The organism is Bradyrhizobium sp. LVM 105, assembly GCF_003957705.1.
GTDB lineage: Bacteria > Pseudomonadota > Alphaproteobacteria > Rhizobiales > Xanthobacteraceae > Bradyrhizobium > Bradyrhizobium frederickii.
Window position 1 is genome coordinate 192,934 of record NZ_QZMV01000002.1, and the last position, 26,380, is coordinate 219,313.

Annotated in this window: 23 protein-coding genes; 21 read left to right on the top strand and 2 right to left on the bottom strand. The window is 65.0% G+C overall.

Going from position 1 to position 26,380, the window contains the following annotated elements; genetic code table 11:
• Positions 1-37: 37 nt before the first annotated feature.
• The 3 genes from D6B98_RS06260 (at position 38) to D6B98_RS06270 (ending at position 2,390) form a co-directional block, all read left to right on the top strand.
• Positions 38-1,090, top strand: coding sequence for a hypothetical protein (locus D6B98_RS06260; RefSeq protein WP_245481265.1), 1,053 nt, complete (start codon positions 38-40; stop codon positions 1,088-1,090).
• A 129-nt stretch (positions 1,091-1,219) separates the two neighbouring features.
• On the top strand, positions 1,220-1,663 hold the full coding sequence (locus D6B98_RS06265; protein WP_126256072.1) for an SRPBCC family protein: 444 nt from the start codon (positions 1,220-1,222) through the stop codon (positions 1,661-1,663).
• Between the two features lie 277 nt (positions 1,664-1,940).
• The gene (locus tag D6B98_RS06270; protein ID WP_126256073.1) at positions 1,941-2,390 is read left to right on the top strand and encodes a c-type cytochrome; all 450 of its coding nucleotides are present in this window, start codon (positions 1,941-1,943) and stop codon (positions 2,388-2,390) included.
• A gap of 40 nt (positions 2,391-2,430) precedes the next feature.
• Here the strand turns inward: D6B98_RS06270 and D6B98_RS06275 are convergent, their stop codons facing one another.
• Positions 2,431-3,756 (bottom strand): Hsp70 family protein, encoded by a 1,326-nt coding sequence (locus D6B98_RS06275; RefSeq protein WP_126256074.1) that lies wholly within the window; start codon positions 3,754-3,756, stop codon positions 2,431-2,433.
• A gap of 357 nt (positions 3,757-4,113) precedes the next feature.
• Between D6B98_RS06275 and D6B98_RS39730 the strand changes: the two genes are divergently transcribed.
• The 16 genes from D6B98_RS39730 (at position 4,114) to D6B98_RS06350 (ending at position 23,060) form a co-directional block, all read left to right on the top strand.
• Entirely contained in the window at positions 4,114-4,251 is a 138-nt protein-coding gene (locus tag D6B98_RS39730; RefSeq protein ID WP_164718437.1) for a hypothetical protein, read from the top strand.
• 448 nt (positions 4,252-4,699) lie between these two features.
• Positions 4,700-5,704 (top strand): Bug family tripartite tricarboxylate transporter substrate binding protein, encoded by a 1,005-nt coding sequence (locus D6B98_RS06280; RefSeq protein WP_126256075.1) that lies wholly within the window; start codon positions 4,700-4,702, stop codon positions 5,702-5,704.
• 85 nt (positions 5,705-5,789) lie between these two features.
• Positions 5,790-6,287 (top strand): tripartite tricarboxylate transporter TctB family protein, encoded by a 498-nt coding sequence (locus D6B98_RS06285; RefSeq protein ID WP_126256076.1) that lies wholly within the window; start codon positions 5,790-5,792, stop codon positions 6,285-6,287.
• 43 nt (positions 6,288-6,330) lie between these two features.
• Complete coding sequence (locus D6B98_RS06290; protein WP_126256077.1) at positions 6,331-7,830, top strand: tripartite tricarboxylate transporter permease; 1,500 nt, start codon at positions 6,331-6,333, stop codon at positions 7,828-7,830.
• Positions 7,831-8,237: 407 nt separating this feature from the next.
• Positions 8,238-9,530 (top strand): oxalate/formate MFS antiporter, encoded by a 1,293-nt coding sequence (gene oxlT, locus D6B98_RS06295; RefSeq protein WP_126256078.1) that lies wholly within the window; start codon positions 8,238-8,240, stop codon positions 9,528-9,530.
• A gap of 253 nt (positions 9,531-9,783) precedes the next feature.
• Complete coding sequence (gene oxlT / locus D6B98_RS06300) at positions 9,784-11,106, top strand: oxalate/formate MFS antiporter (RefSeq protein WP_126256079.1); 1,323 nt, start codon at positions 9,784-9,786, stop codon at positions 11,104-11,106.
• A 176-nt stretch (positions 11,107-11,282) separates the two neighbouring features.
• Positions 11,283-11,711, top strand: coding sequence for a CBS domain-containing protein (locus D6B98_RS06305; protein WP_126256080.1), 429 nt, complete (start codon positions 11,283-11,285; stop codon positions 11,709-11,711).
• Between the two features lie 104 nt (positions 11,712-11,815).
• Positions 11,816-12,835, top strand: a complete 1,020-nt coding sequence (locus D6B98_RS06310) for a 2-dehydropantoate 2-reductase (RefSeq protein ID WP_126256081.1) — start codon at positions 11,816-11,818, stop codon at positions 12,833-12,835.
• Between the two features lie 11 nt (positions 12,836-12,846).
• Positions 12,847-13,620 carry a fumarylacetoacetate hydrolase family protein gene (locus D6B98_RS06315; protein WP_164718438.1) on the top strand — a complete coding sequence of 258 codons (774 nt, stop codon included), beginning with the start codon at positions 12,847-12,849 and terminating at the stop codon, positions 13,618-13,620.
• 494 nt (positions 13,621-14,114) lie between these two features.
• Complete coding sequence (locus D6B98_RS06320) at positions 14,115-15,521, top strand: hypothetical protein (RefSeq protein ID WP_164718439.1); 1,407 nt, start codon at positions 14,115-14,117, stop codon at positions 15,519-15,521.
• A 190-nt stretch (positions 15,522-15,711) separates the two neighbouring features.
• The gene (locus tag D6B98_RS06325) at positions 15,712-15,909 is read left to right on the top strand and encodes a hypothetical protein (RefSeq protein ID WP_018315845.1); all 198 of its coding nucleotides are present in this window, start codon (positions 15,712-15,714) and stop codon (positions 15,907-15,909) included.
• A gap of 58 nt (positions 15,910-15,967) precedes the next feature.
• A complete protein-coding gene (locus tag D6B98_RS06330) occupies positions 15,968-16,618 on the top strand; it encodes a hypothetical protein (protein ID WP_126256084.1) in 651 nt (216 codons plus the stop codon).
• Positions 16,619-16,924: 306 nt separating this feature from the next.
• Positions 16,925-17,920: an NAD(P)H-dependent flavin oxidoreductase gene (locus D6B98_RS06335; protein ID WP_126256085.1), complete on the top strand. Its 996-nt coding sequence runs from the start codon at positions 16,925-16,927 to the stop codon at positions 17,918-17,920.
• 25 nt (positions 17,921-17,945) lie between these two features.
• Positions 17,946-18,914, top strand: coding sequence for a zinc-binding dehydrogenase (locus D6B98_RS06340; protein ID WP_126256086.1), 969 nt, complete (start codon positions 17,946-17,948; stop codon positions 18,912-18,914).
• Between the two features lie 215 nt (positions 18,915-19,129).
• On the top strand, positions 19,130-20,503 hold the full coding sequence (locus tag D6B98_RS06345; protein ID WP_126256087.1) for a cation-efflux pump: 1,374 nt from the start codon (positions 19,130-19,132) through the stop codon (positions 20,501-20,503).
• Between the two features lie 226 nt (positions 20,504-20,729).
• Entirely contained in the window at positions 20,730-23,060 is a 2,331-nt protein-coding gene (locus tag D6B98_RS06350; protein WP_126256088.1) for a PAS domain-containing sensor histidine kinase, read from the top strand.
• Positions 23,061-23,230: 170 nt separating this feature from the next.
• On the opposite strand, the gene D6B98_RS06355 is transcribed toward D6B98_RS06350, so the two are convergent.
• The gene (locus tag D6B98_RS06355) at positions 23,231-24,124 is read right to left on the bottom strand and encodes a LysR family transcriptional regulator (protein WP_028135446.1); all 894 of its coding nucleotides are present in this window, start codon (positions 24,122-24,124) and stop codon (positions 23,231-23,233) included.
• A 225-nt stretch (positions 24,125-24,349) separates the two neighbouring features.
• Between D6B98_RS06355 and D6B98_RS06360 the strand changes: the two genes are divergently transcribed.
• Both D6B98_RS06360 and D6B98_RS06365 read left to right on the top strand, forming a co-directional pair.
• A complete protein-coding gene (locus D6B98_RS06360) occupies positions 24,350-24,826 on the top strand; it encodes a formate dehydrogenase subunit gamma (RefSeq protein WP_126256089.1) in 477 nt (158 codons plus the stop codon).
• Complete coding sequence (locus tag D6B98_RS06365) at positions 24,823-26,379, top strand: formate dehydrogenase beta subunit (protein WP_126256090.1); 1,557 nt, start codon at positions 24,823-24,825, stop codon at positions 26,377-26,379. The genes D6B98_RS06360 and D6B98_RS06365 overlap by 4 nt, the downstream gene beginning before the upstream one ends.
• Position 26,380: the final 1 nt, after the last annotated feature.

Here is a 26,380-nt window from a genome sequence, read left to right on the forward strand (position 1 = left end):
TCGTCGCGGTGGGACCAAGTTCTGGCTCGTGCTGAAAATGATGAAATCCGAGCAGCCCAAGCAGACAAAACCCGCGCAGATTTTCGGCCAATCCTTCACGCCCTTCACATCGAAATCGGCGCCGACTGACAGGTTGCTCAGTGCCACATGCGTCGGCCGCCGCGCACGGATACCAGATCGCGCCCGACAGCGCCGGACCGGCATTGAGCAACTGAATGCCAGCTGCGGCGGCCGGCGAACCAAGACAGCAAAGCGTAATGACGAAAGCCGAGAGCGTGCAGCGCAACGGTGGTCCCCCCGATTTCGTGCTGGAGTTGAGCGGGCAACGAGAGCGGAATCGTGGCTGATTGATCGGCCGCGTGTCCTGAAGCAATCTGGCGGAAACGCAAGGGAGATCAGCATGTCACTGCTGGGCAAGGCCGCCGTCGCGATGTGGTGGAGCGTTCGCCCCGAGCAGCGCTCCGAGTTCGGCGACTGGCATTCGCATGAGCACTTTCCGGAGCGGATGGGCATTCCCGGCTTCCGGCGCGGATCGCGCTGGACCAGCACGACGGACGCGGAAGGTTTCTTCGTGCTCTACGAGCTCGCGGAGTATGAGGTGCTCACCTCGAAGGGATATCTCGACCGGCTCAATGCGCCGACGCCGTGGTCGACGAAAATGATGCCGCATCATCTCGGCATGATCCGCAGCCAGTGCCGCCTGATCGAAAGCTTTGGGGGTGGCGTTGCGACTTCGCTCGCGACGATCAGGTTGTCACCGCAGGCCGGATGTGAGGCGGACTTGCAGGCGCATCTTGCGAATACGCTCGGCACATTGGCGCAGAAACCGGGGCTGACCGGCGCTCACCTCCTCCGCACCGACACGCCGCGGACGAGCGCGCCCACCACCGAACAACAGATCCGCGGCAAGGACGGCGCCGCCGACTGGATCGTGCTGCTCTCAGGCTACGATGCCGATGTAGTTGAGGCTGCGATCGCAAGCCCGCTTTCACCAGGGTCGCTCGGCGCTCTGGGCGCGCAGAACAATCCGACGATCGGCAGCTATCGGCTGGCATTCACGATGACACCGCAGGATGTCGCAGCCGGCTAGGAGACCGGCGGAACACTCGCAAAAAAATCTGCCGCGCCTTGTCGGATCGGCGGCTTCCCGGTCGTCCTCGTGACATGAATGGGCCATAGACGCCAATCTCGGGCCCATCAAACACTGAGGATAACAACCATGCCCAGCACTGTCCGCCTGCACCGCGTTCTCGCCACCAGCCCCCAGAAGGTCTATCGCGCCTTCCTGGAGGCGGATGCGATGGCGAAATGGCTTCCGCCGAACGGCTTCACCTGCACCGTGCATCATTTCGAGCCCAAGGTCGGAGGCACGTTCAAGATGTCGTTCCGGAATTTCACCACGGGCAACAGCCATTCGTTCGGCGGCGAATATCTCGAGCTCGTCCCTGGCGAACGCCTGCGCTACACCGACAAGTTCGACGATCCCAACCTGCCCGGCGAAATTCAGGTGAACGTGAGCCTGAAGAAGGTCTCGGTCGGCACCGAGATCGAGATCACGCAGGCCGGCATTCCCGACGTCATTCCGCCGGAGGCTTGCTATCTCGGCTGGCAGGAATCGCTGCGCAATCTGGCGAGGCTGGTCGAGCCGGAGATCAATCAGTAGCGACGACACCAGCATCGTAGGGTGGGCAAAGGCGCAAAGCGCCGTGCCCACGACCTTTCCGATACGGCGACGCGTGGGCACGCTTCCGCCTTCGCTCTGCGAGCTACGGCGGACAGGTCGCTTCGCCCACCCTGCGGCACTTGCCAAGATGGTGGGCACGGCGCTCCGCGCCTTCGCCCACCGACGGCACCGGGTGCGCGGTCTTGATGTGCGTCAAGCTGTCCGGCGGACAAAGCGGCTAGGAGCAGAAGTCTTCCCTGCGGGCGTCGGAGGCGAGATGATGAGATCTGCTCTCGAATGGTTGATCATTGCCGGTCTGGCCGCCGGTGTCGCGACCGCTGCGAAGGCCGAAGAAGTCGACATTGGCAAGGCCGAATTCCAGTCTTCGTGCGCGAGTTGTCATGGCGCCGAGGCAAAGGGCAACGGACCGGTCAGCGGCCAGCTCAAGACGCCGCCTTCCGACCTGACCAAGTTGGCCAAGAACAATAACGGCGTGTTTCCCACCAACGCCGTCTACGAAACCCTCTATGGGTCGAAATCAGTCACAGCTCACGGCACCCGTGAGATGCCCGTCTGGGGCGAGCGGTTCAACCCCATCGTCAACCTGCCTCACGCCGTCGATCCCACTTATTGGCAGAAGGCCGGGCCGCAGCAAAACCCGGAGGTCGTGGTGCGGACTCGCATTCTCGCGGTGATCGATTACCTGAACCGAATTCAGCAGAAATAGCGACCGAACAGCGTCCCGCCTGGACGCTGCTCGCCGCCTGCTACGCCTGCGCGGCCAGCCCGCCGCCTGCGGTCCAACGATCCGGATCCGGGCTGTGCCCGATCAGCGCAAGCCCGTAGGCGATCGACTCGAACTGGTCGCCCGACATCAGGCGCTCGTTGCCGAACCGCTCAGCGAACAGCTTGCGCACGGCCGGCACGAACGAGCTGCCGCCGGTCAGGAAGACCTTCTCGACCTCGCGCGCGGCGATGCCGGCTTCGGCCAGCACCTTGTCGACGGTGGCACCGAGCCGGGCGATGTCGTCGGCAATCCAGGATTCGAAATTCTTGCGCGTGATGGCCGCGCCGATGTCGACGCCGCCGCCCTTGAAACGGAAGTCGACCTCGTCCTGCGCCGACAGCGCGACCTTGGCATCCGACACCGCGCGGTACAGCGCAAAGCCGAGGTCGAGATCGACGATGGTGATGAAGTCCTCGAGCAGAGCCGGCTTCAGCGCGGTGCGCGCAAGCTCCCGGAGTTCGCGCAAATCGCCGTTGCTCTTCATCATCGCCAGCTGATGCCAGCGCGCGAGATTGGTGTAATGGCCGCTGGGGATCGGCAGCACCTTGTCGAAGGAGCGGAAGCTGGAGCCCTTGCCGAGCCGCGGCGAGACCACGTGATCGACGATACGGTAATCGAACGTATCGCCCGCGATCCCGATGCCGGCATGGCCGAGCGGCTCGGCGCGAAGGGCACCGCCCTTGCGCGAGAAGCGCATCACGGAGAAATCGCTGGTGCCGCCGCCGAAATCCGCAACCAGCACGGTGGCATCGCGCTCCAGCCTTCGGGCAAACGAGAACGCCGCGCCCACGGGCTCGTAGACATAGCGGGCATGGCCGGCGCCCAGGCGCTCGAACGCGGCGCGGTAGCGCTGCATCGCCAGCGCCTCGTCGGGATTGCCGCCGGCAAAGCGCACCGGACGGCCGACCGTGATGGTCGACGTCTCGAAGCCGAACTTCTCGCCGCCATGGCGCGCCAGCGTCCGCAGGAACGCCGCCAGGATGTCCTCGAACTTGAAGCGCTGCCGGAACACCTGCGTGGTGATGAAGCTGCTGCTCGCCGCAAAGGTCTTGAACGACTGCAGGAAGCGGTAGACGTGACGGCCTTCGAGGAATTGCTCGATCGCCCACGGGCCGCCCTCGGCCTGGGCGCCGGCGCCGGGCCGGTCCTCCCAGAAGCACAGTGCCGACACGTAGACGCTGTGGCGCTGTCCGCCGTGGTCGAAGCGGATGGCCTCGACCCGGCGATCGTCCGCCGCAAGTGCGACGACCGTATTGCTGGTTCCAAAATCGATGCCGATCGAGACGGCGGGCGAGGCGCTCGACATGAACCACTCTGACAGATCGTTGGAAGGGGGCAGACCACTAGCGGCTTTGACTTGTCCTGCCAAGGCCCGTCCGCTGCAGTGCGGCCTGAACTTGGCGTCCATCGCCATCGGGATCCCGTCTCGCAGCGAACGATTCGGCCTCTCTTGCCATGAATGGACCGGCAATCTCAGCCAGCCGTAGCTTTTAGGCCCGATCCGGCCGCATTAACCCCGCATTATGCTGCAATGCGGCGCATCGAATGCTGCTATGCAAACAAGAGCGTAGACGCTGGCATCTGGTATACATAAATTCCCTTCGCCAAGAGACGCCAAGACTGACCGTCGTTAGGACTGACCGTCTCGAGAAAGGGAATTCCAATGTCCAAGACCGCTTCCGTTGCCTTCGCCCCGTCCTCCTCGCTGTTCGCCCGCGTGATGGCCGCGATCGACAGCTTCCTGATGGCGAGCGCCGAGATTTCCAACCGCAACGGCGAACCGCCGCGTTTCGGCTTGTAAGAAGGGCTTATCTGCCGCCGCGCGACGGGCCGGCAGATTCCGCCCCCCACTCAACTTGATCAAATGGCCCCACCTCGGGGCCATTTGCTTTTGCCTCCTCGCCTAGCGGCTGCGACAATGTGTCCGACCGGGCCCCTGCCGATCCGATTGTTTGTTTGCTGGCATCTCGCATACCATTCGACCAGCAAATAACGATCGCACAATCCAAGGTGTGAGGCGGGGAAACGTAGCGCGCGACGGAAGAGCCGAGGGGCACGAGCGCGGCGCCCCTGGCGGAGCCTAAGCCAAAAGGAGCGGATGCCGCGCCTTATCCCTGATCATAGAGTTTCTATCGGACTACCCATGGGAGATCGACCGCAAGGGTGACACCGGGTATCTGAAATCGAGATGGGCTGACGCAAGCCGACAAAGAGCGGCTGCGCTGAGGGTTCGACAGGGAGAGAAACAGATGAAGCCACTCGTTCTGAATGTCGCCGTGGCGGCAATCGTGATGTCATGCGTCACCAGCACCGCAAGCCGCGCAGCCTGGGAGCCGGTCCGCCCGGTCGAGTTTATCGTGCCCGCGGGCACCGGCGGCGGCGCCGATCAGATGGCGCGCACCATCCAGGGCATCGTCACCAAGCACAATCTGATGAAGCAGCCGCTGGTCGTCATCAATAAGGCCGGCGGCGCGGGCGGCGAAGGCTTCCTGGATGTGAAGACGTCGTCGGGCAATCCTCACAAGATCATCATCACGCTGTCGAACCTGTTCACGACGCCGCTGGCAACGGGGATTCCTTTCAACTGGAAGGATCTGACGCCGGTGGCGATGCTGGCGCTCGACGAGTTCGTGCTCTGGGTCAATGCCGAGAAGCCGTACAACAGCGTCAAGGATTACGTCGACGCCGCGAAGAAGGCACCAAGCGGCTCGTTCAAGATGGGCGGCACCGGCTCGAAGCAGGAAGACCAGATCATCACGGTCGGCATCGAGAAGGCAATCGATGCGAAGTTCACCTACATCCCCTACAAGGGCGGCGGTGAAGTCGCGGTGCAGCTCGTCGGCAACCACGTCGATTCGACCGTCAACAATCCGATCGAGGCGGTCGCGCAATGGCGCGGCGGCAAGCTGCGCCCGCTGTGCGTGTTCGACGCCCAGCCGATGGCTTATGACGAGCCGATCGCCGACGGCAAGGCCTGGAAGGATATTCCGACCTGCAAGTCGCAGGGCCTCGCGATGGAATATCTCATGCTGCGCGGCGTGTTCATGTCGCCAAAGGTCACGAAGGATCAGACCGAATATTATGTCGAGCTGTTCAAGAAGGTCCGCGCCACGCCCGAATGGCAGGACTTCATGAAGAGCGGCGCCTTCAACACGACCTTCCTGACCGGCGCCGACTACGCCAAGTGGGTCGAGGCGGAGGAGAAGCGCCACGAAGGCCTGATGAAGGAAGCCGGCTTCCTCGCATCGAATTGAGCCGCGACATCGGCGAGGGCTGAGGACGCTTGTCGTCCCTACGCCTGCCGCGACCGCGAAAATTGCGTTCCCGCCTGGAGGTCACATGACTGAACGATCCGGATCCGCATCTGGCCCGGCCCACAAGACGCTGGAAATCGGCATGGCGCTGCTGATCGGCGTCTTCGGCCTCGTCGTGATCTTCGGCAGCCTGAAGGCCGGCATCAACTGGGGCGCGGAGGGCCCGCGTGCCGGCTTCTTCCCCTTCTATATCGGCGCCGCCATCGTCGTGGCGAGCGCCATCAACCTCTGGCATGCGCAGCGCGACGACGACGGGCGGCTGTTCGCCGAATGGGGACAGCTGCGCCAGGTCATGAGCGTCGTCGTGCCGACCGCGATCTATGTCGGGTCGATGCCGTTCATCGGCCTCTACATCGCCTCCACGGTCTTCATTGCCTGGTTCATGCGCTGGCTCGGCGGCTATCGCTGGCTGACGGTCGTTGCCGTGGCGGTCGGCATGCCGGTCCTGACCTATCTAATCTTCGAGCGCTGGTTCCTGGTCCCGCTCCCCAAGGGTCCGATCGAGGAATGGCTCGGTCTGTAAGCGCCGCGCATCTGTTCACTGATTGCTGCTGCAGGATATCAATATGGAAGAATTGGCCAATCTGTTTCACGGCTTCGCGGTCGCCCTGCACCCCTACAACATCATGCTGATGATCATCGGCATCACGCTCGGGGTCATCATCGGCGTGCTGCCGGGGCTCGGCGGCGCCAACGGCGTTGCGATCCTGCTTCCCTTGACCTTCAGCATGCCGCCGACATCGGCGATCATCATGCTGTCCTGCATCTATTGGGGCGCGCTGTTCGGCGGCGCCATCACCTCGATCCTGTTCAACATACCCGGCGAGCCCTGGTCGGTGGCGACCACGTTCGACGGCTATCCGATGGCGCAGCAGGGCAAGCCCGGCGAAGCCCTGACCGCCGCCTTCACCTCCTCCTTCGTGGGCGCACTGTTTGCCGTCATCATGATCACGCTGGTTGCGCCGCTCGTCGCAGGCTTCGCGCTGAGATTCGGGCCGGCGGAGAAGTTCGCGGTGTACTTCCTCGCCTTCTGCAGCTTCGTCGGCCTCAGCAAGGAGCCGCCGTTCAAGACCATCGCAGCGATGATGATGGGCTTTGCGCTCGCGGCGGTCGGGCTCGATTCCATCACCGGACAATTGCGGCTGACCTTCGGCGTCACCGAGCTGCTCAACGGATTCGACTTCCTGATCGCCGTGATCGGCCTGTTCGGCATCGGCGAGATCCTGCTGACCATGGAGGAAGGGCTGGCGTTCCGCGGCGGCAATGCCAGCATCAACCTTCGGGTGGTGCTGCAGACCTGGCGGGAATTGCCAGCCTATTGGATGACCTCGCTGCGCTCCTGCCTGATCGGCTGCTGGATGGGCGTCACGCCCGCCGGCGCAACGCCGGCCTCCTTCATGAGTTACGGCATCGCCAAGCGCCTGTCACGACGCGGCAACAATTTCGGCAAGGGTGAGATCGAAGGCGTGATCGCGCCTGAGACGGCCGCACATGCGGCGGGCACTTCGGCGCTGCTGCCGATGCTGTCGCTCGGCGTGCCGGGCTCCCCGACCGCCGCCGTCCTGCTCGGCGGCTTGCTGATCTGGGGCCTGCAGCCCGGCCCCATGCTGTTCGTCGAGCAGAAGGAGTTCGTCTGGGGCCTGATCGCCTCGATGTATCTCGGCAACCTCGCCGGCCTCATCGTCGTGCTCACCTGCGTGCCGATCTTCGCCGCGATCCTCCGCGTGCCCTTCGGCATCATCGCGCCGCTCATCCTGGTGCTGTGTGCGATCGGCGCCTATTCGGTCCACAACAGCACCTTCGACGTGATGCTGATGCTGGTGTTCGGCGTGCTCGGCTATCTCCTGAAGAAGTGCAACTATCCGCTCGCACCGCTGGTGCTCGCCATCGTGCTCGGCGACAAGGCGGAGGAAGCCTTCCGGCAATCGCTGCTGGGATCGCAAGGCTCGCTCGGCATCTTCTTCTCCAACGGTCTTGTCAGCACGATCATGGCGCTCGGTCTGGTCGCCCTGTTCTGGTCCGCGATCCAGGAAGGCTACAGCCGGCTGCGCACGTCGATGGCGTGAAGCCGCAAGTCGGCGCCGACCGCCGCCTCCCTCGCTAAATTGCCGCAGGCCGGACTTCTGGGATATAGAATTCCAGGACGTTGGGCGGTCTCCCCGCCCCCGTGCGCCGGCGGCGCAGGAGCGCCTGCGTGGGAAATCCCAAGCGGACAGGTGTTTGAGAACACGTCTGCGGCTTCGCCAAATAACAAAAAATCCACTTAAAATCAATAGCTTGAATATAAGCACCTGCGCTGCCGCCGCACGTCGCCGGCAATTGAGGCTTTACAATCCGGTGCTCATGACGCATGTGGACGGGGCCGCGTTATTTCGCCGCACCTCCGCCTCCCCAGCTTGAATCTTGGCATAATGCATACCAAGCTGCCGCCAGCGCATGCATAAAAATGATCGGCGCGTTGGGAGGGTTTTGAATGACGGACATGGTGCAGTCGGCAGCAGCGGCCCCTAGTGTCACCCGTGTGAGCGATGCTTATCGCTGGGCGCAATTGGCCATCGGCGTAGGCGCGATGGTGATGATCGCCAATTATCAATACGGCTGGACGTTCTTCGTCCCCGACATCCAGAAGACGTTCGGCTGGGATCGCGCGTCGATCCAATGGGCCTTCACTCTGTTCGTGCTGTTCGAGACCTGGCTGGTGCCGATCGAGGGATGGTTCGTCGACAAATATGGTCCGCGAATCGTCGTGCTGGTCGGCGGCGTGCTCTGCGCCATCGGCTGGGCGATCAACGCGCAGGCCACCACCCTCAACGGCTATTATCTCGGCATGATCATCGCGGGCATCGGCGCCGGCGGCGTCTACGGCACCTGCGTCGGCAACGCGCTGAAATGGTTTCCGGACAAACGCGGTCTCGCCGCGGGCATCACCGCGGCGGGCTTCGGTGCAGGCTCCGCGCTCACCGTCGCGCCGATCCAGGCCATGATCAAGGACAGCGGTTTCCAGGCCACCTTCCTCTATTTCGGTCTCGGCCAGGGCATCATCATCTGCATCCTCGCCTTCTTCCTGCTGTCGCCGAAAGCGGGCCAGGTGCCGAACGTGGTGGCGAACGCCAATCTGCTCCAGACCCGGCGCAACTACCAGCCGACCGAGGTTTTGCGTCAGCCGATCTTCTGGCTGATGTACTTCATGTTCGTGATCGTCGGTGCCGGCGGCCTGATGGTGACGGCCAACCTGAAGCCGATCGCGGCCGACTGGAAGGTCGACAACGTGCCGGTTACGCTGATGGCAGTGACGATGACCGCAGTGACGTTCGCGGCCACGATCGACCGCGTGCTCAACGGCCTGACGCGTCCGTTCTTCGGCTGGATCTCCGACATGATCGGCCGCGAGAACACGATGTTCATCGCCTTCGGCATGGAAGGCTTCGGCATCTGGATGCTCTACCTCTGGGGCCACGATCCGATCTGGTTCGTGCTGCTCTCCGGCTTCGTGTTCTTTGCCTGGGGTGAGATCTACTCGCTGTTCCCCTCGACCTGCACCGACACGTTCGGCGCCAAGTTCGCGACCACCAATGCCGGCCTGCTCTACACCGCCAAGGGCACCGCCGCGCTGCTGGTGCCGATCGCCAACTACATGCAGCAATCGTCGGGCACCTGGGACAGCGTGTTCATCATCGCAGCCGGCGCCAACATCCTGGCCTCGCTGCTGGCGATCGCGGTGCTCAAGCCCTGGCGCAAGGTCGTGGTCGCAAAATCGACCGTCTGACCCGCTCCGCCACAGCTCCTCATCGAGCAGACGCCCGGCCTCACGGCCGGGCGTTTTCGTTTGCTGCGAAGGTCAGGAGGATCGCGCTGGAACTCTCGCTGATGTTGAAATCGGGACAAGTAAGGGCTTGCAATCTGGAATATCGTATACCAATCTCCAGCCTGCGCCTGTGACGATAAGCCACAAGATTTGCGACATCAGGTCACCTTGCCACCCTGCATCGCAATCAATCAGGCGCGTTGGGAGGTTCTTGATGATTTCCAGCACGGACGGCGCCGTCACGGCCGCGCCTCTTCGCACCGGTTTCCGTTGGCTCCAGCTCGGCATGGGCATCGTCTGCATGGCGATGATCGCCAATCTGCAATATGGCTGGACGCTGTTCGTCGATCCGATCGATGCAGCCCATCATTGGGGGCGCGCCGCGATCCAGCTCGCTTTCACCATCTTCGTCGTCACCGAGACCTGGCTGGTGCCGGTCGAGGCCTGGTTCGTCGACAAATACGGCCCGCGCATCATCGTCATGTTCGGCGGCGCGATGATCGCGCTCTCCTGGATCCTCAACTCCTATGCCGACTCTCTCACCCTGCTCTACGCAGCCGCGATCATCGGCGGCATGGGCGCGGGTGCGGTGTACGGCACCTGCGTCGGCAACGCGTTGAAATGGTTTCCGGACCGCCGCGGCCTTGCCGCCGGCGCCACCGCTGCCGGCTTCGGCGCCGGTGCCGCGCTCACCATCGTGCCGATCGCGAGCATGATCGCATCGAGCGGCTACCAGCACGCCTTCCTCACCTTCGGCATCGGCCAGGGCGTCATCGTGTTCGTGCTCGCCTTCTTCATCCAGCCGCCGCGGCTCTCGATCCCGCCGAAGAGGAAGCAGCTCAATCTGCCGCAGACGAGGATCGACTTCACCCCGCCGCAGGTGCTGCGCACCCCTGTTTTCTGGGTGATGTATCTCGTCTTCGTCATGGTCGCCTCGGGCGGCCTGATGACCGCGGCGCAGATCGCCCCGATCGCGCACGACTTCAAGATCGCCGACACGCCGGTCACGCTCGCCGGCTTCCAGATGGCGGCACTGACCTTCGCGATCTCGCTCGACCGCATCCTGGACGGTTTCGGCCGCCCGTTCTTCGGCTTCGTTTCCGACACGATCGGCCGCGAGCCCACCATGTTCATCGCTTTCGGCACCGCCGCCCTGATGCTCTTGACGCTGTCGGCCTACGGTCACATCCCGCTCGTTTTCGTGCTGGCGACCGCGATTTACTTCGGCGTGTTCGGCGAGATCTACTCGCTGTTCCCCGCCACCTGCGGTGACACCTTCGGCTCGAAATTCGCGACCACCAACAACGGCATGCTCTACACCGCGAAGGGCACCGCCTCCCTGCTCGTTCCGCTCGCAAGCGTGATCTCGGCGGCCCATGGCTGGAAGGCCGTGTTCGTGGTCGCCGTGGCCCTGAACGCGACGGCGGCGCTGATGGCACTGTTCGTGATCAAGCCGCTGCGCCGCTCCTTCATCCTCGGCAAGGACGCCGAGAGCACCGAGGCAGCGCCCGGCCGCGCCAAGACCGAGACGGCATAACCGCCACCTGGGTTTGCACGACCAGAAGGGGCGCAGCGCTGCGCCCCTTTCTTTTTGTCGCGACGACAATGTCAGGATCGCTGACGCAAGATTTTTCGGATCGGTCAAATCCAGCGCTTGACGGTTGGCATTATGTATACCACACTTCTCCCAACATTTCACCCAGGGAGGTTGCAATGCTGGTCGGAGACATTCTGCGCAAGAAGACGCCGCGCGTTGTCACGGTGCGAATGAACGAAACCGTGGGTATCGCCGCCAAGCTGATGCGCGCCAACAACATCAGCGCGCTGGTGGTCAAGGACGTGGTCCGCTCGGAAGGAAACACCGCGGTCGGCATGTTCACCGAGCGCGACGTGGTGCGCGCGGTCGCCGAGCACGGCGCGAATGCCGTCAACGTCAAGGTCTCGCAACTCGTCTCGGTGCAGCAGCTGGTGTCCTGCACCTCGAGCGACACGGTCGAGCACGTCCGGCATCTGATGAACCGGCACCACATCCGCCACCTGCCGGTGATCGACGATTACAGCCTCGTCTCCGTCATCAGCATGCGCGACATCGCAGCTGCCGTTGACGAGGCCCTCAACGGCACGCCGCAAGCGGCCGCCTGAACGACGCACGCTTCCCCTGCGACTGCCGGCCCCGGCTCGGATCCTTCCGAGCCGGACCGGATCTTTCGTCCCAAAATCCGGCTTCTGCTCCCCGCGAGGAATTCATGAAGATCTGCATCTACGGCGCCGGCGCGATCGGCGGATATCTCGGGGTTCAGCTCGCGCGCGCAGGGGCCGATGTCAGCCTCATCGCCCGCGGCGCGCACCTTGCCGCAATGCGCGAGCGCGGCCTGACGCTGCTCACAGGCGAGGAGAAGCACATTGTGCATCCGCGCTGCACCGACGACCCCAGCGAGCTCGGCGTGCAGGACTACATCATCATCACGCTGAAGGCGCATTCGATCACCGGCGTGATCGAGACGATGCAGCCGCTGCTCGGGCCCCACACCCGCATCGTCACCGCCGTCAACGGCATCCCCTATTGGTACTTCTACAAGCACGGCGGCCAGTACGAGAACTCGACGCTGGAGAGCATCGACCCCGGCGGGCGGCAGTGGCGCGAGCTGGGAGCCGAGCGCGCCATCGGCTGCATCGTCTATCCCGCCACCGAGATCGAGGCGCCCGGCGTAATCCGCCACGTCTACGGCAACAATTTTCCGCTCGGCGAACCCTCCGGCGAGATCACGTCGGACGTAGCGCGCCTCGCCGACCTGTTCGTCGCCGCCGGGCTGAAGGCGCCGGTGCTCGACCGCATCCGCGACGAGATCTGGCTGAAGCTCTGGGGCAATGTCTGCTTCAACCCGATCAGCGCGCTCACGCACGCAACGCTCGACGTGATCTGCACCGATCCGTCCACGCGTGCGCTGTCACGCGCGATCATGGTGGAGACGCAAGCGGTTGCCGAGACCTTCGGGATCAAATTCCGCGTCGACGTCGAGCGCCGCATCGAGGGCGCCCGTAAGGTCGGTGCGCACAAGACCTCGATGCTCCAGGATCTCGAGCGCGGCCGCCCGATGGAGATCGATCCGCTCGTCACCGTCGTGCAGGAGATGGGCCGCCTCACCGGCATCCCGACGCCCGCGCTCGACTCGGTGCTGGCGATGGTGACCCAGCGCGCCCGCATCGCCGGCCTCTATGACGGCGTCTCGACGCCGGCGGATCCGCGCGCATTGGCGGTGGCGTGATGGCTGGCGAGATGACGAAGTGGCTGCGCTTCCGCCACGCTGGCACGACCGGTTTCGGCACGCTGACTTCATCGGGCATCAGCGTGCATGAGGGCGAGATGTTCGGCCGCAACGCCGTCACCGGCAAGACGCTGGCGCTGTCGGAGGTCGAGCTGCTCGCGCCCTGCGCCCCCAGCAAGATCGTCGCGCTCTGGAACAATTTTCACGCACTCGCCGCCAAGCTCAACCAGCCCGAGCCGCCGGAACCGCTCTATCTACTCAAGGCCACCACCAGCATCACGACGCCGGGCGCGGTGATCCGCCGGCCCTCTTATTACGACGGCAAGACCACCTATGAGGGCGAGCTCGGCATCGTCATCGGCAGGACATGCGCTCGCGTCTCGCCTGACGAAGCCGACAGCTTCATCTTCGGCTACACCTGCGTCAACGACATCACCGCCAACGACATCCTGACCAGCGATCCCACTTTCCCGCAATGGGCCCGCGCCAAGGGCATCGACGATTACGGTCCGTTCGGTCCCGTCATCGCGACCGGCCTCGATCCGGCCAAGCTCACCGTCCGCACCATCCTCAACGGCGCGGAGCGGCAGAACTACCCGATCTCCGACATGATCTTCTCGGCGCAGGAGCTGGTCAGCAAGATCTCGCACGACATGACCCTGCTTCCCGGCGATCTCATCGCCGTCGGCACCTCGGTCGGCGTCGGCGTGATGAAAGAGCAGGTGAACACGGTGACCGTCGCGATCGACGGCATCGGCGAGCTCACCAACGAGTTTCGGCTCTAGCTCATCTTTCGCGGGCGCGCCTCCATGGTTTCCCGAGCGGCGGCGCGCTGTCCTTGCTGCAGCGCGGCAGATTTGATCCTGCGCAAATCGCGCCGTCGCGACGCCATTATCCTTGCCGGCAACAGACCGAGTTCTGATGCAAGGGAGGACGCCATGACGAATGCCGGTAATGCACTTCTGTGGACGGCTCTGTACTTTGCCCTCGCGTTCGCTGCGATCTTCGTCGTCTGGTTCGCCGACAAGATGCGCTCGAACTTCTTCGGGAAGTGAGGCGCGCCGATTCGGGTCGGCGACTGCCGCGACAGCTGCGTCCGATCTAGGGATTTCCCGGTTCAGGAAGTCCCGGCAGCCTTTCATTGCCTCCAGCCCATCGGCTGATGCGGCCAGTTGGGGATTCGCGCCCCAACGCGCATCCGGCACCCTGCCGGCCCCTTGCGCCCGGTTCCGCGCTTGGCAATCATGGCGGAAATGTGTGCCGGCGTGAGGAATTCACGATGTGGCTGTTTTTCCTGGTTGCCTGGTTCGGCCTGCTGGCCGTCGCCGCGGTCTTCGCCCAGCAGGCGTTCGGATACGACGTCAGTCACCTGCCCGCCTGGTTCGTCAGCCTGCCGACGCCGCAGCGGGTCGCGACCGGCGCGATCTCCGCCTTGGCGCTGGCGCTGATCGGCGCTTCCGTCTGGCGGCTGTCGCGCCAGGACCGGCGCCTCGACACCCTGCGCGAACGCCTCAGGAAGACCCGCGAGGACGTCGTCGTCGCCCACGCCCTGCAAAACCACCTCGACGCCACCGTCCAGCACCTGATCGAGAGCGATCCCCGGGAGGCGGTCTCCGCCCTCCACGACAAGCTCGGCGAGACCGAGCAGCGCGCGCTGCTGCAGCAGGGCCGCAACGAATCCGCCGACATGCACGACCAGCTCGCCGAGATCCGCCATCGCCAGCAGCATCTGCGCGAGATGGTCGGCAAGGTCGCCGAGCAGCGCCGGGCGGTCGAGCCCGTCTTCACCGAGATCCGCGACCGCCAGAACCAGCTCGAACGCTCGCTGCACGACCTCGAAACCGACGACCGCAGGAACAACCTCGCCGATCGGCAGCGGGACATCGCGCGCGACGTGTCGGCGCTGCTGGGGCGGGTCAACGCGGTCCAGGAAACCTTTGCGACCCTGAATCAATACCGGGAGGATCTGGCGAAATCCCACGCCGAGCTGGCGCCGTTGCGGTCCTCGGACGCCGGCATCAACGCTCTGATCGGCGAGCTCAGTCTCAGCCATGATCGTCTCGCCAAGACCATCGACGAACTCGAGACCGGCGGCGAGACGCCGCTTGCCACGCGTGTCGAGACGCTGTCGAAGCACAAGATCGAGATCGAGCAGCGCCTCGCCCGCATCGACGACAGCTTCAACATTCTCAAAAGCATCCGGCTCGACTTCGAGGACCTCGGCCAACGCCGGGCCCAGATCGAGCGCGCGCTCGCCGAGGTCGAGACGGACGCCGACGGTACGCCCCTCGCAGACCGCCAGAATGCGCTGAACGAGTTCGTCCTCCAGTCCCGCCAGCGCCTCGGCGCCTTGCAGGAGACGCTGGCGACGCTGAACGCCTTCAAGACAGAACTGTCGAAGTCGCAGGCCGATCTCGTCCCGCTCAAGGCACCGGTATTCGGCATCGAGGCCATGATCGCCGAGGTCGGGGCCACTCGCGATCTCCTCGCCAGAACCGTCGGCGAGATCGAGGCGAACGGCAACGTGACCCTCGCTTCGCGCGTCGACGCGCTCACCAAGAGCAAGCGCGAGGTCGAAGACCGTCTCGCGCGCGTCTTCGACAATTTCAACGCGCTCGACGCGCTGCGCAAGGACATCGGCGGCATCTTCGCGACGATCAGGAATAGTTTGAACCGCATCGGGTGAGGCGTCGCGGAAGAAACCCGCATCGCGCCATCCGAAGCATCCGGACAAATCACATCTGCGCGCGTCAGACATATGCCGCCAACATGTCCCGTGTGCGCCGCAACTTGGACGCATTCGGCCGCCCTTCTGTGAGGCGTGTCTGGGGGCACGGCACTGCCGTGTTTGGACCAAACCTTCTAGGGGTATCGCTGTGAAGAAGATTGTAATTGCTCTGGGTGCCACGCTTGCTCTGGTGACGGCCGCGAACGCTGCGGACCTGCCGCGCCGACAGCCGGTGCCGGTCTATCCGGCCGAGCAGGCGCCGATCGGCAAGATGCCGATTGGCAAGAGCCCGGTTGGAAAGGCTCCGATCGGCAAGGCGCCCGGCCCGGTCGCGGCGCGCTACTGACGCGCTAGCGCAATGCGCGCGAGACCAGCGTAAGCGGCCGACAGTCGAGGGGCACAGCGTGACGAACAAACCTGATCGATCGGGATCCTGCATTCTTGCCGGACTCGCCCTCGCGGCGATGATCGCGTGCCTGATGCCCTCGGCTTCGGCGCACGAAGCGAACAAGCGCAATGCCGATGCCAATGTGCTTGCCACGACCGACTCCACGTCGCGGCCGGCGCCGCAATCGGCGCGGCGCTCCGTCGCGCGCGTGGAGAAAGGTCCCTATTACGTCGACTTCCGCGCGCGGACGGCCGCGAGCTGGGGCCACGCCTTCGTCTGGTACGGCAAGACCAGCGAGAAGGCGGTCGAGGTCGCTGGCCTCACGCCCGCCGGCGACACGCTCGCCTACGTGCTCGGCCACATCACCTTCGTACCGTCCGAGACCGGCGCGAGCTACGGCGATCTCGACCCCGAATATCTGACGGCGAGCTATCGCGTCTATCTGAACGAGGCCGACGCCAAGCGCGTGTTCGCCTATATCAAGAAATTGCAGGCGAACTCGCCGGTCTGGAACGCCGAGACCGCCAACTGCACCGGCTTCATCGGCGACATCGCCGAGTTCATGGGCCTCGAGGTCCCCAACCGCTGGCAACGCCCGGAAAACTTCGTCAACCGCCTCAAGGAAATGAACGGCGGCCGCCGGATGGTGCGGCTGTCGGCGGAATAGCTCTTCGCTTCATACTCGGTGTCATTGCCCGCGAAAGCGGGCAATCCAGTATTCCAGAGACTGCGAGGCTAGCGCCGAGACGCCACGGCGTACCGGATGTCCCGGTCAAGCCGGGGCATGACGACGGCGTTTGAGGAAAGAGCTTGCGCCATCAGGCAGCGGCGCATTCCAATTATCCGCCCTGCGGAATCACCTACATCTCCGCATGATCGCCCGTACGGCGGCGCAATAGACTTTTGCCACCCCCAGCGGCATCCTCCAGGCATCAACCGATAACAGAGCGCCGCAAGGGGCGGGGGAAACATCATGCTGCAGACACGGTTCACCAAACTCGTCGGGGTCGAGCACCCGATCGTCCAGGGCGGTATGCAATGGGTCGGCCGCGCCGAGCTGGTCGCCGCCGTTGCCAATGCCGGCGCGCTCGGCTTCATCACGGCGCTGACGCAGCCGACACCGGAGGACCTCGCCAAGGAGATCTCGCGCTGCCGTGACCTCACCGACAAGCCGTTCGGCGTCAACCTCACCATCCTGCCCGCGATCAAGCCGCCGCCCTATGCCGAATACCGCGCCGCCATCATCGAGGCCGGCATCAAGGTGGTCGAGACCGCCGGAAACAAGCCGCAGGAGCATGTCGACGAGTTCAAAAGGCACGGCGTCAAGGTCGTGCACAAATGCACCAGCGTGCGCCACGCGCTCTCGGCCGAACGCATGGGCGTCGACGCCATCTCGATCGACGGCTTCGAATGCGCCGGCCATCCCGGCGAGGACGACACGCCCGGCCTGATCCTGATCCCGGCCGCCGCCAACAAGGTCAAGATCCCGATGATCGCCTCAGGCGGCTTTGCCGATGCCCGCGGCCTCGTCGCGGCGCTGGCGCTCGGCGCCGACGGCATCAACATGGGCACCCGCTTCATGGCGACCAAGGAGAGCCCGATCCACCAGCTCATCAAGGAGAAGATCGTCGCCAACGACGAGCGCGAGACCGAGCTGATCTTCCGCACCATGCGCAACACCTCGCGCGTCGCCAGGAACGCGATCTCGACCAAGGTCGTCGCGATGGAGAAGGAAGGCGCCAAGTTCGAGGACATCCGCGAGCTCGTCGCGGGCGCCCGCGGCAAGATGGTCTACGCCACCGGCAATTCCGACGAAGGCATCTGGTCGGCCGGCCAGGTCCAGGGCCTGATCCAGGACATCCCGAGCTGCGCCGAGCTCGTCTCCCGCATCGTGCGCGAGGCGGAAGCGATCATTCGCAACCGGCTGGAGGGCATGATCGTTCAGCCGCAACGCGAAGCGGCCGAATAGTCACGGCAAGAGGCGAAATCATTTCATGAAGGCTTATGTCTACGGCCCTGACGGCGCTAAGATTTCCGACGTCGCTCAACCAAGACCAGAGGGCACGCAGGTGCTGGTCCGCGTCCACGCCTGCGGGCTCAACCGCGCCGACACCGGCATGCGCAAGGGCCACGCCCATGGCGCGGCCGGCGGCGTCGGCACCGTGCTCGGGATGGAATGGGCCGGCGAGGTCGCCGAGCTCGGACCCGATGCAAAGGGCGTCAAGATCGGCGACCGCATCATGGGCTCGGGCGGCGCGGCCTTCGCCGAATACACGCTGGCCGATCACGGCCGGCTGTTCCACGCGCCCTCCAACATGAATTTCGAGGAGGCCGCCACCCTGCCCGTCGCGCTCGCGACCATGCACAACGCCGTCGTCACCGTCGGCGGCATGCAGCCCGGACAGAGCGTGCTGATCCAGGGTGCGAGCTCCGGCGTCGGCCTGATGGCAATGCAGATCGCAAGGCTCAAGGGTGCCAGGCTCGTGATCGGCTCCTCCACCGATGCCGCTCGCCGTGGCCGGCTGAAGGACTACGGCGCCGATCTCGCGGTCGACAGCTCCGATCCGAAATGGGTCGACGAGGTCCTGAGGGCGACCAACGGCGAAGGCGTCGATCTCATCGTCGACCAGGTCTCGGGCAAGGTCGCCAATCAGAACCTCGCCGCGACCAAGGTGAAGGGCCGCATCGTCAATGTCGGCCGGCTCGGCGGCACCCATGCCGATTTCAACTTCGACCTGCATGCGGCGCGCCGCATCGACTATGTCGGCGTCACCTTCCGCACCCGCACCATCGAGGAGGTCCGCGAGATCTTCGAGGAGGTCCGCAAGGACGTCTGGGGCGCGGTGGAGTCCCGAAAGCTACAGCTGCCGATCGACAGGGTGTTTGCGTTCGACGACATCGACAGGGCGTTCGAGCACATGGAGGCGAACAAGCATCTGGGGAAGATCGTGGTGACGGTGTGAGGGGCAGTCTCGGCCAAAGCGGCGGTCCCGTAGGGTGGGCAAAGCGAAGCGTGCCCACGATCCGTCAGCAATCGTGAAAGAACGTGGGCACGGCGCTTCGCGCCTTTGCCCACCCTACGAGACCGAGCAAGCGTAGATCGCTCCTGCAACTCACTCGCGACTACTTCTGTGGATCGCCGCTTGATGTTCGGCCATGGGCTGCTAAATCCCCGGCCATGACTTCCCAGCATGACAAGACCTCGGTCGCCGCGATCTCGATCTTCGCCAGCGGCGGCATGGCGGCCGCCAAGTTCGCGGTCGGGATCGCGATCGGCTCGCTGGCACTGATCTCCGAGGCCCTGCACTCCTCGATCGACCTGGTCGCCACCATCATCACCTGGGCGGTGGTGCGGGTGTCGGACAAGCCGGCGGACGAGGAGCACCATTACGGCCACGGCAAGCTGGAGAGCGTCTCGGCGCTGGGCGTCACCGCCCTGCTCTACGTGCTCGCCGGCGGCATCCTGGTCGAGTCCTATAGCCGGCTCAGCGAGGGAACCCCGCCGCCGACCATTTCGGCCGTGCCCTTCGTCGTGCTGGTGATCGACATCATCGTCAATCTCTGGCGCGCCCGCGCCCTGCACCGCGCCGCGCGCGAGACGCGGAGCCAGGCGCTGGCGGCCGACGCGCTGCATTTCGCCTCGGACGTGATGGGCTCGCTCGCCGTGATCGTGGGCCTGATCCTCGCCGGCCTCGGCTACTGGTGGGGCGACGCCGCGGCGGCTGCCGCGGTCGCCGTGATGATCGCAGCGCTCGGCCTGCGCATGGCCGGCTCGACCGTGCAGACGCTGGTTGATCGCGCTCCCGAGGGCGCGCAGGAGAAGGCCACGGCCGCGATCCGGAGCGTGCCAGGGGTGATCGACGTCGAACGCCTGCGGGTGCGCATGGTCGGCGCGACCACCTTCATCGACACCATCGCAAAGGTGCCGCGGACCTACCCGATCGACCGTGTCGAGGACATCAAGCGCAACGCGCAGGCCGCCGTCAGCCGGGCGTTCGGTGATGCCGACCTCACTTTCGCTGCGGTGCCCGTCGCGCGCGACAACGAGACCGTGCGCGACCGCATCATGGTGATCGCGCGCAATTCGGGCCTCGCCATCCACCACGTCACGGTGCACGATCTCGGCGCCAAGCTGATCGTCAGCATCGACCTCGAGGTCGATGGCGGAATGCAGTTGGAGGCCGCCCACGACATCGCCAACACCCTGGAACGCAACATCCAGGAGGAGTTCGGCGAGGACGTCGAGGTCGACGTCCATATCGAGCCGCTGGAACCGGAAGTTCCGTTCGGGGTCGATGCGGCGCCTGAGAGGGTGCGGACGATCGCCGCCGCGCTGACGCAGTACGCCGCCGGAGGCGAGATCCACGACATCCACAATGTCCGCGTCCGCAACACCGATGCCGGCGAGATCGTCAACTTCCACTGCCGCGCGACGCCGTCGATGAGCGTCGTCAAGGTGCACGAGCAGGTCGACGCGATCGAGCGCGCGCTGCGGCGCGCGTTCCCGACCGTGAAGCGCGTGATCAGTCACGCCGAACCGCCGCGCGCGTGACGAGGAATACGCGAGGAGTCACACGTTCCCGTTTCGGACTCCTTCGGCCCGTGACTTTGCGGACGCGCGGCGCACAAACTGCGCGTTGGATAAGAATAATTTCGCGTTAACGATTCGTTGACTCTCGACAGCCCGCGAAAACTGGATTCAAATCGCTTTGATTCGGAAGCGATGTGGGGCTGCTTCCGGACTTCAGTTGCAAGCTGGTTTTCAGGGGGCCGAAGGCATGTCGCGTGCAGACGCCGCGAACGCGTGCGTCCAATCCGATTCGATCAAGGGATTGGCGCAATCGATCGCGAAACCTGCCTATCATCGGCTCTTGATCGCGGAGCCGGCGCTTCGTCGCGCCGTGCCGACGCTCATCATCGCCTTCCTGATCACGATCTGCCTCGGCGCGTTCGTCCAGGTGGTCGACCAGACCCGCCAGAAGCGGCTGGCGATCCGCCACGACATCTCGGCGCTCGCCGATGTGCTGGCCGACCGCATCGACCGCCTCACCTCGGTGCGGCAGGAGCGTCTCAAAAACATCGAGGGCCTGCCGACGCTGCTGCCGGACCTGATCCCGTCCTGGGGCACGGCCTCGGGCCGCCACGTCATCGTCACCTCGGCCGGTATCGACCGCCGCGTCCTCGCCCGCGTCCCGGTCGACAGCGATCCTTCCGGCAACGACCGTCTGCTCGATGCCATCACAACGGCACAATTGCTCGCGGCGCCGACCCGCGACGGCAACATCTCCGACATGACGCTGCCCACCGGCAACGCCGCGATGGCGACCTCGCGGCAGATCAAGTCGCTGCCCGGCTTCGTCACCGTGATCCAGGAGCGCAACGAGCCGATCTGGGGCTCGGACGCCGCGCTCTCGGTGACGCTGTCGGCGACCACGGGATTCGTCGTCCTGATCCTCGGCTTCGCCTTCCACTGGCAGTCCACCCGCGCCCGCGAGGGCGATCTCATCAACGACGCCGTGCGCGGCCGCATCGACACCGCGCTCAACCGCGGCCGCTGCGGCCTGTGGGACTGGGACCTGTCGCGCGGCCGGATCTTCTGGTCGCAGTCGATGTTCTCGATGCTCGGCCTCGACGGCCGCCACGAGCTCCTCACTTTCGGCGAGGTCAACGCGCTGGTGAAGTCCGACGACATCGACCTGTTCGCGATCGCCGACCAGCTCATCTCGGAGAAGATCGACCACATCGACCAGACCTTCCGCATGCAGCATGTCGACGGCCACTGGATCTGGCTGCGCGTCCGCTGCGAGAAGACCCGCGGCGCCACCGATTCCAGCGTGCACCTGATCGGGATCGCCGTCGACATCACCGAGCAGAAGAGCCTCGCCGAGAGGACGGTGGAAGCCGACCTTCGCCTGCGCGACGCCATCGAGACGATTCCGGAAGCCTTCGTGCTGTGGGATGCGAGCGACCGCCTCGTGCTCTGCAACTCGCACTTCCAGCGCCTGCACAAGCTGCCCGAGAGCGCCGTCATCCCCGGCACCTCCTACGAGACCGTGCTCGAGGTCGGCCGCATGCCGGAGGTGCGCACCCGCCACAACGAGACCGCGGCCCAAGGCCCGGGCGCGCGCACCTTCGAGGCGCAGCTCGACGACGGCAGCTGGCTGCACATCAGCGAGCGCCGCACCAAGGACGGCGGCTACGTCTCGGTCGGCACCGACATCACCCGCATCAAGGAGCACGAGCAGAAGCTGGTCGACAACGACCTGCGCCTGCGCGCCACCGTCATCGACCTGAAGCGTTCGCAGGCCGCGCTGGAGCGCCAGGCGGTCGAGCTCGCCGATCTCGCCGAGAAGTACCAGCGCGAGAAGACCCGCGCCGAGGAGGCCAACCAGACCAAGTCGAAATTCCTCGCCAATATGAGCCACGAGCTGCGCACGCCGCTCAACGCCATCATCGGCTTCTCCGAGATCATGGGCTCGGGCATGTTCGGCGAGCTCGGCAGCGAGAAGTACCAGGAATATTGCCAGGACATCCTGACCAGCGGCCATTATCTGCTCGAGGTCATCAACGACATCCTCGACATGTCGAAGATCGAGGCCGGCCGCATGAAGCTCGACATGGAGCAGCTCGACCTGTCGCGGACGCTGGCGGAATCCTTGCGGGTCGTCACCGGCCGGGCCCAGGACAAGCACATCACGCTCGACGCCGACATCGCAAAATCCATCTCCGTCGTCGCCGACCGCCGCGCCACCAAGCAGATCATCGTCAACCTGCTCTCCAATGCGGTGAAGTTCACGCCCGACGGCGGGCGCGTCGTGGTGCGCAGCCGTCAGCTCGAGGACCGGATCGTGCTGATGATCGCCGACACCGGCATCGGCATCGCGCCGCATTCGCTGGCACGGCTCGGCCGCCCGTTCGAGCAGGTGGAGAGCCAGCTCACCAAGACCTATCACGGCTCGGGCCTCGGGCTCGCCATCGCCCGCTCGCTGGCGCAGCTCCACGGCGGCTCGATGCGGCTGCGCTCCAAGCTCGAGGTCGGCACCGTCGTCCGCGTGACCCTGCCGCGCGACGCGACCAAGACGGCGTCCGGGATATCGGCCGCGGCTTAGCGCACGGCGGGACGCTCGCCTGAGGCCATCCTTCGAGACGCCCGCCTGCGGCGGGCCCTCAGGATGAGGTCGGCGTGCGCGGCAGCAATTTCGAAGGATCCCCGGCGCCGAGCCTCATCCTGAGGAGACTGCGAAGCAGTCGTCTCGAAGGACGAGGCGCTTGCTCGAATCTACAATTGCAGCGTCGGCGCGACTTCGCGCGCGACATTGACCAGCGCCGCGATCAGCGGCGTCATCGGATCGCGCTGCGGGATGACCATGCCGATGCTGTAATTGACGTCGGGCTCGACGATCGGGATCGAGCGCACCGTGTCGGAAAGGCCGAGCGTCTCGGCAAGCTTGGCCGGCATCACGCTCGCCCAGCGTCCCGTCTTCACATGCGTGAAAAGCACCAGCAGCGAGTTCGAGGTCAGCGTCGGCGTCGCCTCCGCGCCGACCGAGCGCAGCGCGCGGTCGATGATGCGGCGGTTCTGCATGTCGGGCGTCAGCAGGCAAAGCGGCACCTGGCCGACCTCGGTCCAGGTCACCGTCTCACGGTCACCGAACATCGCATCCGGCGCGGTCAGGAGACGATAGCTCTCGTTGTAGAGCGGAATGGTGCGCACCTTGCCGATCGGCTCGTTCTCGATATAGGTCAGCCCCGCATCGACCTCGAGATTTTCGAGCAGGCCCAGCACCTCGGACGAGGTCGTCGAGCGGATGCTGAAGCGCACCTCGGGATGGCGGGCGCGGAACGGCGTCGTCAGCGACGCGACCATGCCGAGCACGGTCGGGATCGCCGCGATACGGATCTCGCCGGAGAGCTGATGCTTCAGCCCGTTGATCTCGTCGCGCATCGCGCGGGCATCGCCCACGATCCGCCGCGCCCAGTCGAGCGCGCGCTCGCCTTCGGGCGTAAAGCCCTGGAAGCGCGATCCGCGCTGCACCAGCATCACGCCGAGAATCTCCTCGAGCTGCTTGAGCCCGGTCGACATCGTCGGTTGCGTGACGCCGCAGACCTCCGCCGCGCGTCCGAAATGCCGCTCCTTCGCCAGCGCCAGCAATAGTTCAAGCTTGTCGATCAATCGGTCGTCCCCTCGAATTCTGTCGTGGCATGCAAGCTAGCACGCCGGGCCTGCACCAACACGCAAAAACCGGCAGCCGGCCCAACTTTCATTGCCGTTTCAGATCAGACGATAGCGATTGCAAATCGATCAGAATCCGCAATCGCAGCACGGGACAGCTTTATTGATCTTCGAATGATTCCAACTAGTTTGCGGCAAAGGAAACGCTCAGGTTGAGAACGAAGAATGACAGCGGTTTTTGAGCCCTGGAACGAGACGCGCGGCGGCGAAATCATCGCTGAACATGCCAACCAGGAGGGCGCGACGCTGGTCATCCTGCATGCGCTGCAGGAGGCGTTCGGCTATGTGCCGCAGGCCGCCATCCCGATGGTGGCGCAGGCGCTCAATCTGTCGCGCGCCGAAGTGCATGGCGTGGTCACGTTCTATCATGACTTCCGCCACAAGCCGGCCGGCCGCCACGTGCTCAAGCTGTGCCGCGCGGAGGCCTGCCAGGCCGCGGGCGGAGATGCGCTGGCCGCGCGCGCCGAAGCGAAGCTTGGCGTGTCGCTCGGCAACACCACGCCCGACGATCGCGTCACGCTGGAGCCGATCTACTGCCTCGGCCTGTGCGCGACCGCACCGTCCGCGATGCTCGACGGCCGCCTGATTGGCCGGCTCGATCAGAAGCGGCTCGATGCGCTGGTTGCGGAGGCGCAGCGATGAAGCTGCGTCTGTTCGTTGCACGTGACGCCGGCGCGATCGCCGTCGGCGCCGACGAGGTTGCGCTGGCACTGGAGCAGGCAGCAAGCAAGCGCGGCCTGACGATCGAGATCGTCAGGACCGGCTCGCGCGGGATGTACTGGCTCGAGCCGCTGGTCGAGGTGGCGACGCCGCAGGGCCGCATCGCCTTCGGCCCGGTCACCGAAGCCGATGTGCCATCGCTGCTCGATGCACTCGCCGGCAACACGCCGCATCTGCTGCGGCTGGGGGCAACCGACGAAATTCCCTGGCTGAAGCGGCAGACCCGCCTCACCTTCGCCCGCTGCGGCGTGATCGACCCGCGCTCGCTCGACGACTACCGCGCCCATGGCGGCTACAGGGGTTTTGAGCACGCGCTCTCGCTCGGACCCGATGCGATCCTGAACGAAGTCACGGCGTCGGGCCTGCGCGGCCGCGGCGGCGCGGGCTTCCCGACCGGCATCAAGTGGAAGACGGTGGCGCAGGCCAAGGCCGACCGCAAGTTCATCGTCTGCAACGCCGACGAGGGCGACAGCGGTACATTCGCCGACCGCATGATCATGGAGGGCGATCCCTTCCTGGTCATCGAGGGCATGACCATCGCCGGCCTCACCGTCGGCGCGACCAGGGGCTACATCTACATCCGCAGCGAATATCCGCATGCGGTGGAGGCGATAAATGCTGCCCTCGCCGCCGCCAGGCGCGGCGGCTATCTCGGCGACAGGATCGGCGGGTCGACCCACAGCTTCGATCTCGAAGTCCGCGTCGGTGCCGGCGCTTACGTCTGCGGCGAAGAGACCTCGCTGCTGGAAAGCCTCGAAGGCCGGCGCGGCATCGTGCGCGCCAAGCCGCCGCTGCCGGCGCATCACGGCCTGTTCGGCAAGCCGACGGTCATCAACAACGTGCTGTCGTTCGCGGCTGTCCCCTTCGTGCTCGCCGAAGGCGCCAAGGCCTATGCGGATTTCGGCATGGGCCGTTCGCGCGGCACGATGCCGATCCAGCTCGCCGGCAATATCCGTCACGGCGGGCTGTTCGAGACCGCGTTCGGCGTGACGCTCGGCGAGCTCGTCGACGATATCGGCGGCGGCACGTTGACCGGCCGCCCGGTTCGCGCCGTGCAGGTCGGCGGGCCTCTTGGCGCGTATTTCCCCCGTGCCCTGTTCGACACGCCGTTCGACTACGAGGCCTTTGCCGCGCGCGACGGCCTGATCGGCCATGGCGGCATCGTCGTGTTCGACGACAGCGTCGATATGCGTAGGCAGGCCCGCTTCGCCATGGAGTTCTGCGCCGTCGAGTCCTGCGGCAAGTGCACGCCGTGCCGGATCGGTTCGACCCGCGGCATCGAGACCATCGAGAAGATCATCAACGGCGAACGCGTCAGCGAAAACATTGCGCTCGTGGAAGACCTCTGCAACACCATGAAATTCGGCTCGCTCTGCGCACTCGGCGGCTTCACGCCCTACCCCGTGCTCAGTGCATTGAAGCATTTCCGGGAGGATTTCGCCCCCGCCCCGACCACGCTTCAGGCCGCGGAATAGG